The 14,837-nt window shown below is 70.9% G+C and carries 14 protein-coding genes and 3 pseudogenes; 10 read left to right on the top strand and 7 right to left on the bottom strand.

Annotated elements, in window-relative coordinates; translation table 11 throughout:
- Positions 1 to 6: 6 nt before the first annotated feature.
- Complete coding sequence (locus RLT59_RS19825; protein WP_311304627.1) at positions 7 to 381, top strand: VOC family protein; 375 nt, start codon at positions 7 to 9, stop codon at positions 379 to 381.
- A gap of 33 nt (positions 382 to 414) precedes the next feature.
- The gene (locus RLT59_RS19820) at positions 415 to 951 is read left to right on the top strand and encodes a DoxX family protein (RefSeq protein ID WP_311304626.1); all 537 of its coding nucleotides are present in this window, start codon (positions 415 to 417) and stop codon (positions 949 to 951) included.
- A gap of 438 nt (positions 952 to 1,389) precedes the next feature.
- On the opposite strand, the gene RLT59_RS19815 is transcribed toward RLT59_RS19820, so the two are convergent.
- Positions 1,390 to 1,503 (bottom strand): S26 family signal peptidase, encoded by a 114-nt coding sequence (locus RLT59_RS19815; RefSeq protein WP_311307791.1) that lies wholly within the window; start codon positions 1,501 to 1,503, stop codon positions 1,390 to 1,392.
- 371 nt (positions 1,504 to 1,874) lie between these two features.
- Positions 1,875 to 3,101, bottom strand: a pseudogene (locus tag RLT59_RS19810) (GAF domain-containing protein); the annotation flags it as partial.
- A gap of 477 nt (positions 3,102 to 3,578) precedes the next feature.
- Here RLT59_RS19810 and RLT59_RS19805 point away from each other — a divergent pair.
- Positions 3,579 to 3,818 (top strand): DUF6243 family protein, encoded by a 240-nt coding sequence (locus RLT59_RS19805; RefSeq protein ID WP_311304625.1) that lies wholly within the window; start codon positions 3,579 to 3,581, stop codon positions 3,816 to 3,818.
- 1,006 nt (positions 3,819 to 4,824) lie between these two features.
- Here RLT59_RS19805 and RLT59_RS19800 read toward each other — a convergent pair.
- Positions 4,825 to 5,747, bottom strand: a pseudogene (locus RLT59_RS19800) (hypothetical protein).
- A 140-nt stretch (positions 5,748 to 5,887) separates the two neighbouring features.
- On the opposite strand from RLT59_RS19800, the gene RLT59_RS19795 reads away from it, so the two are divergent.
- The 4 genes from RLT59_RS19795 (at position 5,888) to RLT59_RS19780 (ending at position 8,348) form a co-directional block, all read left to right on the top strand.
- Positions 5,888 to 6,487: a TetR/AcrR family transcriptional regulator gene (locus RLT59_RS19795; protein ID WP_311304624.1), complete on the top strand. Its 600-nt coding sequence runs from the start codon at positions 5,888 to 5,890 to the stop codon at positions 6,485 to 6,487.
- Between the two features lie 191 nt (positions 6,488 to 6,678).
- The gene (locus RLT59_RS19790; RefSeq protein WP_311304623.1) at positions 6,679 to 7,437 is read left to right on the top strand and encodes an SDR family NAD(P)-dependent oxidoreductase; all 759 of its coding nucleotides are present in this window, start codon (positions 6,679 to 6,681) and stop codon (positions 7,435 to 7,437) included.
- A gap of 114 nt (positions 7,438 to 7,551) precedes the next feature.
- Entirely contained in the window at positions 7,552 to 7,866 is a 315-nt protein-coding gene (locus tag RLT59_RS19785) for a hypothetical protein (protein ID WP_311304622.1), read from the top strand.
- A 101-nt stretch (positions 7,867 to 7,967) separates the two neighbouring features.
- A complete protein-coding gene (locus RLT59_RS19780; RefSeq protein ID WP_311304621.1) occupies positions 7,968 to 8,348 on the top strand; it encodes a DUF4259 domain-containing protein in 381 nt (126 codons plus the stop codon).
- 557 nt (positions 8,349 to 8,905) lie between these two features.
- Here RLT59_RS19780 and RLT59_RS19775 read toward each other — a convergent pair.
- A complete protein-coding gene (locus RLT59_RS19775; protein ID WP_311304620.1) occupies positions 8,906 to 10,132 on the bottom strand; it encodes a serine/threonine-protein kinase in 1,227 nt (408 codons plus the stop codon).
- Between the two features lie 192 nt (positions 10,133 to 10,324).
- Between RLT59_RS19775 and RLT59_RS19770 the strand changes: the two genes are divergently transcribed.
- Together RLT59_RS19770 and RLT59_RS19765 are read left to right on the top strand one after the other, a co-directional pair.
- On the top strand, positions 10,325 to 10,915 hold the full coding sequence (locus RLT59_RS19770; RefSeq protein WP_311304619.1) for an RNA polymerase sigma factor: 591 nt from the start codon (positions 10,325 to 10,327) through the stop codon (positions 10,913 to 10,915).
- Entirely contained in the window at positions 10,912 to 11,583 is a 672-nt protein-coding gene (locus RLT59_RS19765; protein ID WP_311304618.1) for a hypothetical protein, read from the top strand. Before RLT59_RS19770 ends, RLT59_RS19765 begins: the two co-directional genes overlap by 4 nt.
- Positions 11,584 to 11,726: 143 nt before the next feature.
- Here the strand turns inward: RLT59_RS19765 and RLT59_RS19760 are convergent, their stop codons facing one another.
- On the bottom strand, positions 11,727 to 12,497 hold the full coding sequence (locus RLT59_RS19760; RefSeq protein ID WP_311304617.1) for a polysaccharide deacetylase family protein: 771 nt from the start codon (positions 12,495 to 12,497) through the stop codon (positions 11,727 to 11,729).
- Positions 12,498 to 12,539: 42 nt separating this feature from the next.
- Between RLT59_RS19760 and RLT59_RS19755 the strand changes: the two are divergent.
- Positions 12,540 to 13,246 (top strand): annotated as a pseudogene (locus RLT59_RS19755) (DinB family protein).
- Between the two features lie 10 nt (positions 13,247 to 13,256).
- Here the strand turns inward: RLT59_RS19755 and arsB are convergent.
- The gene (arsB, locus tag RLT59_RS19745) at positions 13,257 to 14,345 is read right to left on the bottom strand and encodes an ACR3 family arsenite efflux transporter (protein ID WP_311307790.1); all 1,089 of its coding nucleotides are present in this window, start codon (positions 14,343 to 14,345) and stop codon (positions 13,257 to 13,259) included.
- A gap of 98 nt (positions 14,346 to 14,443) precedes the next feature.
- Positions 14,444 to 14,815, bottom strand: coding sequence for an ArsR/SmtB family transcription factor (locus RLT59_RS19740; RefSeq protein ID WP_311304615.1), 372 nt, complete (start codon positions 14,813 to 14,815; stop codon positions 14,444 to 14,446).
- Positions 14,816 to 14,837 lie beyond the last annotated feature (22 nt).

Here is a 14,837-nt window from a genome sequence, read left to right as displayed (position 1 = left end):
GAGAACATGCTCACTGTCCTGCCCATCCGCTATGTCGCCGACATCGAAGCGTCCCGGAGCTTCTACACCGGGCTCGGCCTGATCTTTCGTTCCGAGGACAGCGTGCCCGTCTGGGCGCACCTCGACGCGGGGGCCGGTGCGGTCGGGCTCCACGACGCGTCCGTCTCCAAGGGCCGACCGGCCGGGACAGTGGAACTCGGCTTCTCCACCGACGAGAAGCTGGAGGATGTCGCCGCCCGGCTCACGGCCGCCGGCTACGCGCACGATCTCGTCAAGGAGGACTTCGGGCGCAGCATCCGCGTCACCGATCCGGACGGCGTCGTCGTCCGGATCCAGGAGATCGATACCGACACCATGCGCCGAGCGCAGTCGCTGCTGTGACGCCTCGCAGCCCGTTCTGTCGAGAGGAGCATCATGGAACCTCTGATCACCCTGCTCGTCGTGTCCGGCGTCACTCTTGCGGCGAACGCCATGCTGTTCCACCGCGATCGGGGCCTTGAGCTCGCCCTTCGCGCAGGGCTCTGCGCTCTGTTCCTGCTGACGGGAACCGTCCACTTCGTCGGCATGCGCGCGGAACTCGTCGACATGGTGCCGAGCCGACTACCCTTCGCAGGGCTGCTGGTCACGGTGAGTGGGATCCTCGAACTCGCCGGTGCACTGGGCATGCTGGCGAGCAGATTCGTCCCCTGGGCGGGGCTGGGGCTGAGCGCCCTGCTCGTAGCCGTGTTCCCCGCCAACGCGGTGTGGGCGCTGTCGGAGCCGAACCTCCCATGGTGGGACGAGCTGCTCCCCCGCACCGTCACTCAGATGGTGTACCTCGCGGCGACGCTCACTCTGGTACGGCTGACGGCGCCCCGGCGGACCCGGCCTGGGGGCCCGGTGGACGGCTCCTGCGCCGAGCCGGACCGGTCCGAGGCCACAGTCCGCCCGCCTCCGCCACGACACTTCTGAAGTCGAGTGCGCCGCGTCGCGACAGCCACTCACCCGTCGGCTGCCATGGCTGGCTGCCCACTCCAGCACAAGGCCTCAGATTGATGACCTGCCGTCGATGTGCCCCGTCCGTGCCCAGCAGAGCGGACGACACCGGTCAGATACGGATCCCAGGGACCATGACCAACCACCCCACCCTGGGGAAAGACACAGGTCAGATCGACTTGGGCTTGCCAAGCGCCCTTGATTCCCGAGCTCAGAGCGCGAGTTCGGTTCTCGTCACCCGCTCCACAGCTCGAAACTACAATCCCCAGGCCAACAGCCGGGGGGGGCTTCTCTGTTGTCGGGCCCTCTTGCGAGCAGTCGCGCCCCCATCACGCCCTGAATGCAGGGAGCACACTGTTCGACGCGCTCCCATCCAACAGCCAGTGGGCCTCGATGGCTTCGCGGGAGTACGGGCTACGGCAGTGCCGCCCGTCGGACGCGGCCCACGACCACTCCGCCGATCTGGTCGGCACGTAGCAGCCCCCATTCCCGTGAGTCAGAACTGTGCGCAGCGTTGTCCCCCAGCACCGCCACCCGGCGCCGTGGCACTGTCGGACCAGCACCGGCCGTCCCAGCGGGCACTGGCTGGCCGGCCAGTGCCCGCCAGGCGCTTCACGGCATAGCGCGCCTCGCCGGTCCGCTGGGCTCCGGCCGCGCCGAACGGGCCGCGCAGCACGACCACGCGACCTCGGCGTAGCCTGGCCACCGGCCGGCGCAGCATCAGCAGCCTGTCCCCGTGCCGGCAGTGGGGTTCCATGCTGACGCCGTCCACGGTGATCAGGAGCAGCGTCGCCCGCGCGGTCCGACCTGGACGGGCCTGGAGGGGTCGGTGGCCCATTGACGGGCGGTCGGACGGGCCTGCGGAACCAGGCGAGGAAGTCGCCCGAGCGGCTCAGCGTCACCATCAGGGCCCCTGCCGGACCGTCCTCCACGCCACCTTCCGCACCGTCTTCCGCACCGCCGTCCATCATGGCGTCGGGATGGTCCGGCTCCTCGGACAGGCGGTCCGTACTCCAGACCGTGCCGGGTGCCGGCCCTGCCGCGCGCGCCTGAAGGTTCTCCAGCAGGGCGGGGGCAACGCTCATCCCGCTGATGGTGCTGCGGTCACCGCGGCAGAGCACCGCGCCGTCGGCGTCCAGCAGATCCCTCAAGGCGTTGTCACCTGCCAGGAGTGAGTCCTCCAGGTCCGACGTGACCCGGGAGATGATCCGGTCGAGGCGCTCGCGGGACGCGGTGAGCGCCTCGACCTGCTCCCGTTCCTCGATGACCGCGAGTTGGAGGGAGAAGGCCACGCCGAAGAACTCGCACGCCGCCCGCAGTTCCGGGGGCATGGTGACAGCGGTGTAGCCGTGACAGGCGATCAGCCCCCGGAGTTCGCCCTCCCGGAGGACGCTCACCGACATCGACGACTTCACTCCGATGTTCCGCAGGTACTCCAGGTGGAAGCCGGACACCGTGCGCAGCACGGAGTCCGACAGGTCCAGTGGCAGGCCCGAACCGGCTCGGAGGGGAGGGTGCAGACCCACGCTGATGTCGTCCACGTCGGCGATGGCCCGGATCCAGTTGTCGCGGTAGAGCCGCCTCGCCTGGGGCGGGATGTCGCTGGCGGGGAACCAGAGTCCGAGCCAGGGCTCGTGGCCCTCGGCGACCACCTCTCCCGGCCCGTTCTCCCCGTCGAAGCGGTAGGCGACCACGCGCTCGAAGCCGGTCAGCGCCCTGATCTCACGGGTGGCTGCCCGGCAGCATTCGACCGCTGTCGTCGAGGACCGCAGACGCGTCAGAGCTCGCCGGACCCCCTGGTAGAAGTGCGAGAAGCGCGGCGCCGCGACGGTGCGCGACTCACACTCCAGAACGACCGGAGGCCCCTGCCGGTGCGCGGTCACATCGAACGTCCTGGGTGCGCCCGCCATATCGAGGGAGACGGGGAGAACCAGGCTTGCCGCGTCGTGCTCGGCGCAGATCTGGAGCGCCTCCGCCCAGTGCTCGGGGGACAGCACCCGCGTGACGGGCCCTCCGACCAGCTTCTCGGCGGCGACCCCCAGCAGGCAGAGCGTGTTCAGTGCCGCGGTGTCCACGGTGCCGGTATCGGCCTCCACCGCGAGCAGGGTCCCGTGGGACTGGATCATGCCCAGCCGGTGAATGGGTTCCCGGACGCATTCGCTGAGGTCGAAGCCGATGGCCGCCGCCGCTTCGGCCTCGCGCTCAGGTTCCGGTAAGGACATCTCTTCTCTCCCGCACCGAGTTCCCGAACCGGCCTGATCGGGTGGTGTCCGGCTTGCCGCGATCCTTCCACGGCGCCCTGCGGCGGAGGAGCCGCCGCGGGCGTGTGTCGTCGCGCGCGATGTGCGCCGCTTCTCGTTCGGGCCCTGCCTGCCTCGGCTGCCGACCGGAAGTGCGGCCGGGGCCGGGGCGGCGATAGCTGGTGTGCGGGGCCGACGGAACCGGGTAACGTCTTTGGCATGTCCTTCCAGACGGCCATCTTCTTCCAGACGCCGATTTACGAGTGAGCGCGTGACGGGCTCCCGCTGACGTCCACCGATGTCGCCGTGCCCGTCCCCCACCGATGAATCCGTAGATCACTTCACACCATTCCGGGAGAACCCATGACCGTGAGCAAGAACATCAACAACCCCGTAGGCATGGGCGGCGGCCAGCGCAAGAGGCTGTCCCGCGCCGAACGGCAGAACAACGGTCCGCACCGCAACCTCGACCGCAAGGGTGCCGCCGACCAGAAGGCGGAGCTGGTGCGCAAGATGCGCGAGAAGACCGGCGGAGCCGAGAGCGCAGCCGAGGACGGAGCCGAGCGCTCCGGGCAGACGGGCGACGACACCGCACAGAGCTGACGCGACGCCGCCGCAGGGTCCGGACCACGACGTACGGGGTCCGGACCCTGCTGCCGTGCCATGCCATGCCGTGCCGGGCGGGGCGTTCCCACTCGGCTCTCGGCCGGCCGGCCGGGCCCGGTTTGCCCGATGAAACGGACCTTTTCGGGTGCTGCCCCGGAGCGGCTCGGGTTGGTCATAGAAATGGGAAGCGATCGCACGATGTGTGGCACCGGTGATGGCGGGATTCGCCGCTTGGTGCCATTCTCATGGGCTATCCGAAGAACCAGCGGAGGCGCTGGTTGAATTTCGGATTCTCGGGCCGGTGGGCCTGCGGCTGACCGGGCACTGACTGACGCACGCTCCATCGTCGACAGGAAGGTCCTCGCGCATGCACAGAGTTCTTGCGTTCACCACCTCGTTTGTATGGCCGTCGTGGCAACCGGGGCGATAGCCCTGCAGAACGGCTGCATCATGATCTGAGGCAACCCGCCCGATCCGGGCAGGACCTGGGCTCAGCGCGAAGACCCGCGTGACGCGTGGCCCTGAAAGGGCGAAACACGCCACCGGCCGCGCCAGTACCGGCCGCACCGGCGTGCCCGCCATGCGTCACGGGGCCGTGCGAGGAGGGGCCGGCGCATTTGGTTCTGCGTGCGGTGAGCGCGGTCTCCGCGTGGAGGATTCCCGGCAGTGCGGACAGACGGTTCGACATCCAGCCAGCAGATCGCCTCCGTACCCGGGGCCGGCGAGGCGTCGTCGTCGTTCATGTCCGGAGGAGCATTGTGGAACCCCTGATCACCGGGCGGGCCGCCACTGCCCTCGCCGGAGCTGCTCGTGACGGTGAGCGGAGTCCTCGAACTCCCTGGGGATCTGGGCATGTTGGTTCCCCCTCGTCCCGTGGGCGGGGCTCGGGCCGAGCGGTCTCCTCGTCGCCATACTCCCCGCCACTCCGGCTGACGCGGCCCCGGCTTCCGGCACGGCACGTCGACCGGGTGGGCAGCCCCGTGCCGTGGCCGGGTGCGGCTGCCTAGAAGAGGTCGTACGGGTGCTGCCTCACGCGGTCGTAGATCCGGCGCAGCCACGGCTGACGGACGGCGGGCAGACGTGCCAGCGTGTGGAGGAGCACCTTTTGGTCGGGGTGGAACAGCACGTGGGGGTACGGCGGCAGGGGGTCGTCGCGGAGGACTCCGTCGGGCATTCCGCCTGTCGCGGGGACCGGCAGCGGTTCGCGGGGGAAGGCCATCCCCTGCCACACATCGGCGTCCACCGGCACGGTCTCCGCGCCGCCCGGCGGCTGCCACGGTTCGCCCGTACGCGGATGCCGCGGGACCAGGGCGATGTCAGGAACGGGACCCGAGGCCGGCAGACCCGGTCCGGCAAGGGCCGCCCGCTTCGCCGACGAACGTGACGGACTCGATGGAGCCGACGGTGCCAACGGGTCTGGCGGAACCAATGGTTCCGGCGGGAGCAGCGCTTCGAGTGCGCGGGCGAACGTCTGGGCGACGAGGCCGTCAGGGACCGATACGGGAGCGCCCGCCGAGGCCGCCAGCAGTCGATACGGGTCGCCACCGGCTGACCGCATCGGGCACACGCAAGGTTCGGGCCGTCCCGCCCGTCCAGCCCCAGGCAGTAGCCGTCGCACCGCTCCGGGATCAGGACCGTGCCCCGTGTGTCGCCGGGTGCGACGGCCACCGCCCCCGGTGCGCCGAAGGACAGCGCGTGGACCGGTGCGAAAACGCCGCGGGCTTCCGCTTCCTCCGGCCCGACCTCGCTCCACGGCCGCCACGGCGGACCGGAGGGCTCGGGATCGGCGGCATACGTGCCCGGATCCATCAGCGCCGGAAGCATCTCGTGTCCGTACCGCTGGTGGGCGCGGGACGGAAGCGCGACCCGCGTCACCGGGTCCGTCAGCACCTCACCGCACCGCGCACACGCGAACACGTCAGCCATCGCCCACCCCTCTCCCTCTCCCCCGTCCCCGCGCATCAGGATCATTCCGGCTCGGCACCCGTTGGCCAACCGGCTTTTCCTGGCGCCGACCCCGAAGCGATTGTTGACCGGTCGTTCTGTATTCGTCTACGGTCTCCGACGTGGCCAGGACCAAGGAATTCGATCCGGACACCGCGCTGCAGTCGGCCCTTGAGCTGTTCTGGCGGCGCGGCTACGAAGCGACGTCGGTCGCCGACCTCGTCGAGCATCTCGGCATCGGTCGCGCCAGCATCTACGCCACCTTCGGCAACAAGCACGAGCTGTACCTGAAGGCCCTGGACCGGTACGCGGAGGAGCGTGACCCGCTCCTCCTCTCCGAGCTGTCCGGGCCGGGGCCCGCGCTGCCCGCCGTGCGCGCGGTCGTACGCCGCTTCGCCGCGGAGGCCACCTCCGCCCCGGACCGGTCGAACGGCTGCCTCATCACCAACACGGCCGCCGAACTGGCCCCGCACGACCCCGCGGCGGCCCGACGGGTCGAGATCAGCTGGGAACACTTCGAGACCTTGCTGCAGTCGTCGCTCGCACGGGCGCGGGCCCAGGGCGAGCTGCCGGAGGACCGCGATCCGCGCGCGCTGGCCCGCATGCTGCTCGTCCTCATGCAGGGCGTAAGGATCGTCGGCAAGACGTCCGGCGATCCCGCCCGGGTGCGGGACGCGACAGAGCAGGCCCTGACCCTGCTGGACCGGGGCACCAACGCCTGAGCCGCGCGCGGCCGACTCACACACCGCAATCCGCGAGCACCTTCCCGCACGCCCAAATCACGCCCGAATAGTGACGCTCAAGTAATGACGCCCAAATAGTGACGCTCAAATAGTGACGCCCAAATATTGGAATGAGCGGTCAAAAATATGCCGTCTGCACCACCCTTCCCATCCCCAGGAGTTGCCGAACAATGAACCGCTTCACTGGCAGGACCGCGCTCGTCACCGGTGCGGGCTCGGGTCTCGGGCGTGCGATCGCGCTCGCCTTCGCCGCCGAGGGCGCGTCCGTGGTCGCCGCAGGACGCACCGCGGCCTCCCTGGACGAGACGGTCCGCCTCATCGGGGCGGCCGGCGGCACGGCTGCCGCCGTCACGGCCGACGTCACCGACTCGGACCGGCTCCGGGGCCTCGTGCACGAGAGCGTCACCCGCTTCGGCGGGCTCGACATCGCGGTCAACAACGCCGGGATACTCCGGGGCTCCGTTCCTGTCGGAGAGGTGAGCGAGGAGGACTGGGACGCGGTACTGCGGACCAACGTCACCGGCGTCTGGCTGGCCATGAAGCACGAGATCGCCCACATGAAGGAGAACGGTGGCGGGGTCATCGTCAACGTCTCCTCCAACCTTGGCGCGCACCTGCGTATCCCGAACCTCGCCCCGTACATCACGTCGAAGGCAGCGGTCTCCGCGCTGACCCGCGCCGCCGCTCTCGACCACATCCACCAGGGCATCCGCATCAACGCGGTCAGCCCGGGTGCTTCCGCCGCTCCCATGTCGCTGCTGCCGGGCGAGAGCGACTCCGACCGGGCCGAGCGGGTGAAGTCGCAGAACCCGCTCGGCCAGGTCGCGGAGGCCGGGGAAGTGGCGGCCGCCGTGCTCTACCTAGCCTCGCCCATGGCCGGCGCGGTGGTCGGCACCGACCTGGTCGTCGACAGCGGGGCATCGGCCTGACGGGTCTCCCCCGGCGGGCGTCCCCGACCGCACGGCCCGTCCCGGCGCACGGCTCGGCTCGTCCCGGCACGCGCCTTGACCTCAAGTGCGGTTGATGCTTGAGGGTCGACGTCCATGACACGCTTCCTGGACCTCGTCCGCCCTGCCGCCGGAACAGCCCTGATGAGCGAGTGGCTCACCGGGACCGCCGAACGCTCCCGCCTGGCCGCCGACACGGTGGTGGGCCTGCTCGCCGCGCACGTCCACCTGACACCGGACGGTGAACAGGCCATGGTCGTCGCGGAATGGACCGACGCCGCCCACGAAGCCGCCTCCCGGCACCCCGCCTCCGGGGGCGTCGGCCGTCGGCGGTACACGCTCCACCACGCGTTCGAGGATGACCTCCGTGAGTCCGCAGACCCGAAGGGCACTCCTGGCTCGGCGCGTTGAGCCCTGTCCGCTGTCCGCCGGCTCCAGGGCGGCGCCCGCTGTCAGTGCCCTCTGCTGTGATGGCGGAAGGGATCGACGACGTACAACGCGGAGGCGGAACAGTGGGTACGTGGGGCGCGGGCAACTTCGACAGCGACACGGCGGCGGACCATCTCGCGGAGCTGGCCGAACGGCTGGTCGCCGAGGTGACGGAGGCGATGGGCGGCGATCCGGTGGAGCTGGAGCAGGACGAGTACTGGGGCGTGGCCGTCCCCTGCAACCTTGAACTGCTGCTCGTCCTGCACCGCCAGGGCTGGGTGGGCGTGACCCTGCCGCCGCCCGAGGTGATCCGGGCCTGGCGGGAGACGTTCCTCGCGGTGTGGGAGCGGACGATCGACGGGCTGGAGCCGAAGCCCGCGTACAAGGACGCGCGCAGGACGGTACTCAACGAGACGTTCGAGCGGCTGGCCGAGGCATCGGCGGCGACAGCGGCGGCGGGGTAGCGGCGGCTGTTCCGGCGGACGGGCCGTCAGTCCGAGGTCAGGACGTGTCCGGTGCCACGCCGATGGCACCGGTCGCGCGGAGCGAGTGGCCCAGGTCTCCGGTGAGGACGCGGGGGTGTCGTCGCCACCACCACAGGTCGGGCCGGGCAGGCGGTGGAAGTGGTCGAGGGCCTGGCCGTCGTCGTCGACGGTGGCGGCCTTGTACCGGTCGTCCAGAGCCTTGATCCTCGGGGTCAGGAGCTGGACGATGTGCTCGTCCAGCAGGAGCCATGCCTCGTGCAGCCAGTTCCGGCTGTAGAGGTCATTGGTGTACTCGTAGATGTCGAGCTCGTAGCCGCGCTCGATGGCGCCCACCAGGGCGGCCCACGCCTCCACCATCCCGGTGGCCGTGAACGCCTTCCGCCAGCCGCGCCGGTGCAGCAGCTCCCCTGCCTCCGCTTCCGTGGCCACGCTGCGAGGCTCTCATGCCGGAGGTGGGCCGGGTCCCTGCTGTGTGACGCGTACCCGATGCCGCCGGAGGCTTTCGTGGGGATCAGGCCGGACCCGGACCGAAGATCCTAGGTGAAGCACGCCAGGATCATCGGCAGGTCATGGAGCCACTGCTTGAGGCGGCTCCGCCTGCGGGCGGCCAGCAGACACGGGTGGGCCGTGCCGTCGTGGAGGTGGACGACGACCCTGAGGTGCTTGGGGCCCTCGGGCGCGTACTGGACCGTTCTGATCTCGTCCCAGCCGAACTGCAGCGACCTGAACCGGAAGTCGATCGTCACGCCCATTTCGTCGATCATGAGCGCGTTGTCCGGCGCGACCGCCAGGAAGGCGAGGTCGTCGGGTGGCGGCGCCCCGCCCCCACCCCCGTATCCGTAGCCGTATCCGCTTCCGCTTCCGCTTCCGTAGCCCGCCGGGGGCTGATGCATCGGGGCGGGGATGTGCGGCGCATGGGGCGGCGGAGGGGGAACGGCCACCGTGGGGGAGTACCGCGCGGTGGCCGGTGCGATCAGGTCCAGCAGGTGCCCCAGCGTCGGCCGTTGGTCCGGGCTCTTCGCCAGGCACGACGCCACCACCGGGCGCAGGCCCTCCGGCACGGCGGTCAGGTCGGGGGCCTCGTGCACCGAGCGGTACATCATGCCCATCGGCGTACCCGCACCGAACGCGCTGCCGCCCGCCGCCGCCACGAGCACGGCGCCCAGGGCGAACACATCGGCGGCGGGGCCCACTTCCTGGCCCTGTGCCTGTTCCGGCGCCAGGAACCCCGGGGTGCCGAAGGCCATCCCGGTGGCCGTCAGGCGGGGTGACTCCAGCGCCCTCGCGATGCCGAAGTCCAGGACCCTCGGGCCGTCCGAAGCCATGATGATGTTTCCGGGCTTCAGGTCGCGGTGCACCAGGCCGCAGCGGTGGATCGCCTCCAGCGCCTCGGCGAGAGCCGCGCCCAGCTGCCGCAGCCGCGCCTCGCCCATCGGCCCCTCGGCGTCGAGCAGTCCGGCGAGCGTCGGGCCCGGTACGTAGGCGGTGGCCAGCCAGGGCGCTTCCGCCGCCGGGTCCGCGTCCACCACAGGTGCCGTGTGGAAACCGCCCACGCTGCGCGCGGCCGCGACCTCGGCGTGGAACCGATCCCGGAAGTGCGGGTCGGACGCGAGCTCCGGGCGCGCCACCTTCACCGCCACCGCACGGCCGCCCCGGGAGCGGGCCAGGTAGACGGTGCCCATCCCGCCGGCGCCCAACTCCCGCTCCACGGTGTACCCGCCGATATGTTCCGGCAGGCCCGCACCGTCCGCCCCATACCTCATACGCTGTACGCCCCTCCCGATCCGGCGCCCCAGTATGACTCAGGGCACCCGGCCCCTCACGGCTGTCCCACCACGACGGCGCGAACGGCCGGGGCGGGCGGGCCGCAGGAGGCGGATGTAACGTTTTCCGGCACGGCTCCCAAGAAGAGGTGTAAGCGATCGCATCTTCCGATCCGTCCTGAGGAGCATTCCGTGGCAGCGGACCGTACGGCAGCACCACCCGCACGTGACCCGGCGGGTTTCGCCGCGTTCTACGAGCAGCAGTTCGACGCTGTGCTCGGGTTCGTCACCCGCCGCGTCGACAACCCCCACCTCGCCGCCGACCTGACGGCGGACATCTTCGTGGCCGCCCTGGAGAGCGCGCACACCTACGACGCGCGGCGCGGCGTACCGGTCGCCTGGCTCTACGGCATCTCCCGCAACGTCCTGAACGCCCACTTCCAGGGCAGCGTCCGCGAGCAGCGGGCGGTGGCCCGGATCCGCGGGCACCGGCTGCTGGACGAGCAGGACCTCGGTGCCATCGAGGCACGGATCGACGCCGACCGCGCCGCCCGGCACATGGCGTCCGCCCACGCCGCGCTCTCGGAACCGCTGCGCAAGGTGCTGGACCTGGTCGCCCTGGACGGGCTGACCGTCCGCGAAGCGGCCCAGTCGCTCGGCATCACCGTGACCGCCGCCCGGGTACGGCTGCACCGCGCCCGCAAGGCGCTGCGCGGCACCGTGCCGAGCCGTCCCGCCCACCGCGGAACCCCCAGCGAAGCCCTCTTGGAGGCCGCACAGTGAACGCCCCCCTGCACTTCAAGGAAGAGCTCGCCCGCGAGCTGGCCGACCACGCCGCCACACTGCCCGCCGCCACCGGTCGGCGCTCCCCGGTCCGGTTCCACCCGCCGCTCCGCCGGGTGGCGTTCACCGCGGGCCTGGCCGCCGCCGTCGCCGCGGTGGTGACCGCCCTGCCGTTGCTGCCCGGTCCGCACGACGCCACGCAGGCCACTCCGGCACCGCAGGCCTCCGCCACACAGGAATCGGGCGCGGGCATCGCAACTGCGACACCGCGCACCGGTGAGGGCACCCGCCTCGACGTCACCAACGCCGACTACGCCGTGAAGTCCGGACCGGGCGGCACGGTCGCCGTGCAGTTGTTCCGCCGCAAGGGCGCCCCCGGGCTCCAGGCCACGCTGCGCAAGGCCGGCGTACCCGCCGCCGTCATGACGCCCTCGGCCTCGTGCCACGCCACGTTCCACAGCGACCACGCCAATCTCAAGGCGCTCGACAAGGTCCTTCCGAACGACGAGGTGAAGCGGAACTCCCGCGGGATCTACCACGTGATCAACCCCGCGGCGATCCCCGAGGGAGATCATCTGGTCTTCATCGTCACGTCCAGCGGCCCCGACCTGCAGATGGTGGAGGCCACCCTGTCCCGGCAGGTGCCCCCGTGCCTGCCGGCCGCATAGCGAAATGCGGCGGGCCCCGCACGAGGGGGAACTCGTGCGGGGCCTTCGGAAAACGGCGGGGCAGGGGTGCCAGGGACCAAGGGCTACGGGCTACGGGCTACGGGCTACGGGCTCAGAGCGTCAGTGCCGGAGGGCTTCGGCTGCTACCGCACGGGGAAGCCGAAGGTGTACCCCTGCTCCTTGAGCCAGGGCAGCACCTCGCGCAGCGCGGCGAGGGTCTCGGCGCGGTCCCCGCCGGCGTCGTGGAAGAGGATGGTCGGCCCGTTGGAGATCTCGCTCTTCACGGTGGCGACGATCGCGGCCACGCCGGGGTGCTCGAAGTCCTTGGTGTCGACGTTCCAGCCCAGCGGCCGCCTCCCCCGCGACGCGGCGAGGTGCCGGCTGTACGGGGTGAAGGCGCCGCCCGGGGCCCGGTAGTACTGCGGCCGGACACCGCCGGACGCCTTGGTGATCATGCGCTCGGCGTCCAGGATCTGCTGGGACTGGTAGACCTCGGACTTGTGGTCCATGGCGGTGTCGTGCGAGACGGTGTGGTCGCACAGCCGGTGCCCGCCCGCCACGACCGCCTTGACCAGGTCCGGGTGGGCCTGGGCCTGGGTGCCGACCACGCAGAACGTGGCCTTGACGCCGCTCTCCTTCAGGAGCTGGAGCACCTGCGGGGTCCAGGTCGGGTCGGGGCCGTCGTCGATGGTGATGTTGACGCCACGGGCGCCGCGGTCGGAGGCGTGCGCGATGTCCTCCGCGACCTTGCCGGCGGGCCCGTTGGCCGGGGCGCTGGCCCGCGCCTGCGGCTGCCGCCCTCCGGTGGTGTCGGCCTGCGCGGTCCACACCGAGGTGGCCGCGCCCACCGCCGTCACTCCGAGCGCCGCCGCGAGAAGCCTGCCGTGCCATCCCCTTCCCTTGTGCTTCGCCATGTCCGCCCACCCCTTTGTTGTCTTCGCCGATGCCCTGCCCCCATGAAGACACACGAACGCCCCAGCAAGATCCCTCCGTTACGGACCGCGGACAAAGCTGCAGGGGGGGGGCGGCGACAAACGCAGGCGATCCGCGACAGGTTCGCGGGTCCCGCGAACCCCGCAAGACGCCTGCGAGCGAACGGACATGGCGGGCCGCGCCGCACCGCCCCGGGCTGTCCTACCGGTCCGGTAGCGTCGTTGGACATGGCAACCGGACAGTTCTCCACATCCAACGAACGGGATGCCCTGGGCGGCTTCCTCGACAAGCAGCGCGCCGGTCTCCTCCGGAAGACCGAGGGGGCGTCCGACGCGGACGCCCTCCTGACGCCGACGGTCAGTTCGCTGTCCCTGCTGGGTCTGCTCAAGCATTCGGCGCTCCGGGAGCGCCGGTGGTTCCAGGTCATCGTCGCGGGGTGGGTGTTCCCCGGTGAGTGGCCCGAGACGGCGGAAGAGGGCTGGTTCGACGAGGACTTCCGCGTCGACGAGCGGGACACGGTCAAGCACTGGACGGCGTACTTCGAGGAGCAGGCGGCCATTTCGCGGGAGATCGCCGCGGGCCTCCCGCTGGACACTCCGTGCGCGTACCCCGACCACTCGGACCGAATCTGCGCTGGGTCCTGCACCACATGATCGAGGAGACGGCCCGGCACGCGGGCCATGCCGACATCATCCGCGAGGCGATCGACGGACGTACCGGCATCTACTGACGTACGTCAGCTACCGACGGGGCGCCGGACCGGCGGCCCCTCCGGCAGCCCGTCCGTCGGCCTGTCCGTCCGCCGGGGCCGGTCCGGGGAAGAAGCGGCGGGCGGCCAGGGCCACATGGACCAGGCCGATCAGGACGGGCACTTCGATGAGCGGGCCCACGACCCCGGCGAGGGCCTGGCCGGAGGTGACGCCGAAGGTGGCGATGGCGACCGCGATGGCCAGCTCGAAGTTGTTGCCCGCCGCGGTGAACGCCAGGGTCGCCGTCCTCGGGTAGTCCAGCCCGACGGCCCGCCCGACCAGCATGGACCCGGCCCACATGACCGCGAAGTACACCAGCAGCGGCACCGCGATCCGGACGACGTCGAGCGGCTCGGACGTGATGGCGTCGCCCTGGAGGGCGAAGAGCACGACGATCGTGAACAGCAGGCCGTAGAGGGCGAACGGTCCGATACGAGGGAGCAGTCGCGCCTCGTACCAGGTGCGCCCCCTGGCCTTCTCGCCGATCCGGCGGGTGAGGTATCCGGCCAGCAGCGGGATGCCCAGGAAGATCAGCACGGAGCGGGCGATCTCCCACACGGAGACGTCCAGGGTGGTCTGCTCCAGGCCGAGCAGTCCGGGCAGCACGCTCAGGTAGAACCAGCCGAGCAGGCTGAACGCGGCCACCTGGAACACGGAGTTCAGGGCGACAAGGACCGCGGCGGCCTCCCGGTCGCCGCAGGCCAGGTCGTTCCAGATGACGACCATCGCGATACAGCGGGCGAGGCCGACGATGATCAGGCCGGTGCGGTACTCCGGCAGGTCCGGCAGGAGGAGCCAGGCGAGCGCGAACATCAGGGCCGGGCCGACGACCCAGTTCAGGACGAGCGACGGGATCAGCAGGCGGCGGTCCCGGGTGACGGTGTCGAGACGGTCGTAGCGGACCTTGGCCAGGACCGGGTACATCATCACGAGCAGGCCGAGCGCGATCGGCAGCGAGACCCCGGTGACCGTCACCCTCGCGAGCGCGTCCCCCAGCCCCGGGACGAGCCGGCCCAGGCCGAGCCCGGCGGCCATCGCGAGGAGGATCCACCCGGCGAGGAAGCGGTCCAGGAACGACAGCCGCCCCGCGACCGGCCCGGCGGCAGAAGTGCCGGTGCGACGCCCGACATCAGGACCCGCACCCGTACCCGTACCTGCACCCGTGCCCGTACCCGTGCTCACGAGGGCGTCCCGGCGGGGCGGGTGAGGACGGCGGCCAGTTGGTCGGTCGTCTCCGGCAGGAGCCGGTAGTACACCCAGGTCCCGCGCCGCTCGGAGTCGATCAGCCCGGCCTGCTTCAGCAGCTTGAGGTGGTGGGAGATCGTCGGCTGGGACAGCTCGAAGGCGGGAGTGAGGTCGCAGACGCAGATCTCCCCGCCCGCGCGGGACGCGATCATCGACAGCAGCCGCAGCCGGACCGGGTCCCCCAGGGCCTTGAACACCTTCGCCAGCGTCTCCGCCCGGTCCTCGGCCAGCGGGGCGGTCAGCAGGGTGGGGCAGCAGTCATCGGCACCGTCCTGACCGAGGACCACAAGCTCTTGTTTCGACATCCTTCTATGTTGACGTTTTTCG

This window comes from Streptomyces sp. ITFR-6 (assembly GCF_031844725.1).
Classification (GTDB): domain Bacteria; phylum Actinomycetota; class Actinomycetes; order Streptomycetales; family Streptomycetaceae; genus Streptomyces.
This window is presented reverse-complemented; position numbering and strand designations above follow the sequence as displayed.

What these genes read in the sequence shown, in the direction of transcription:
- RLT59_RS19825 (WP_311304627.1), top strand. Translation starts at nt 7, where the DNA reads ATGCTCACTGTCCTGCCCATCCGCTATGTCGCCGACATCGAAGCGTCC.
- RLT59_RS19820 (WP_311304626.1), top strand. Translation starts at nt 415, where the DNA reads ATGGAACCTCTGATCACCCTGCTCGTCGTGTCCGGCGTCACTCTTGCG.
- RLT59_RS19805 (WP_311304625.1), top strand. Translation starts at nt 3,579, where the DNA reads ATGACCGTGAGCAAGAACATCAACAACCCCGTAGGCATGGGCGGCGGC.
- RLT59_RS19790 (WP_311304623.1), top strand. Translation starts at nt 6,679, where the DNA reads ATGAACCGCTTCACTGGCAGGACCGCGCTCGTCACCGGTGCGGGCTCG.
- RLT59_RS19785 (WP_311304622.1), top strand. Translation starts at nt 7,552, where the DNA reads ATGACACGCTTCCTGGACCTCGTCCGCCCTGCCGCCGGAACAGCCCTG.
- RLT59_RS19775 (WP_311304620.1), bottom strand. Translation starts at nt 10,132, where the DNA reads ATGAGGTATGGGGCGGACGGTGCGGGCCTGCCGGAACATATCGGCGGG.
- RLT59_RS19760 (WP_311304617.1), bottom strand. Translation starts at nt 12,497, where the DNA reads ATGGCGAAGCACAAGGGAAGGGGATGGCACGGCAGGCTTCTCGCGGCG.
- RLT59_RS19740 (WP_311304615.1), bottom strand. Translation starts at nt 14,815, where the DNA reads ATGTCGAAACAAGAGCTTGTGGTCCTCGGTCAGGACGGTGCCGATGAC.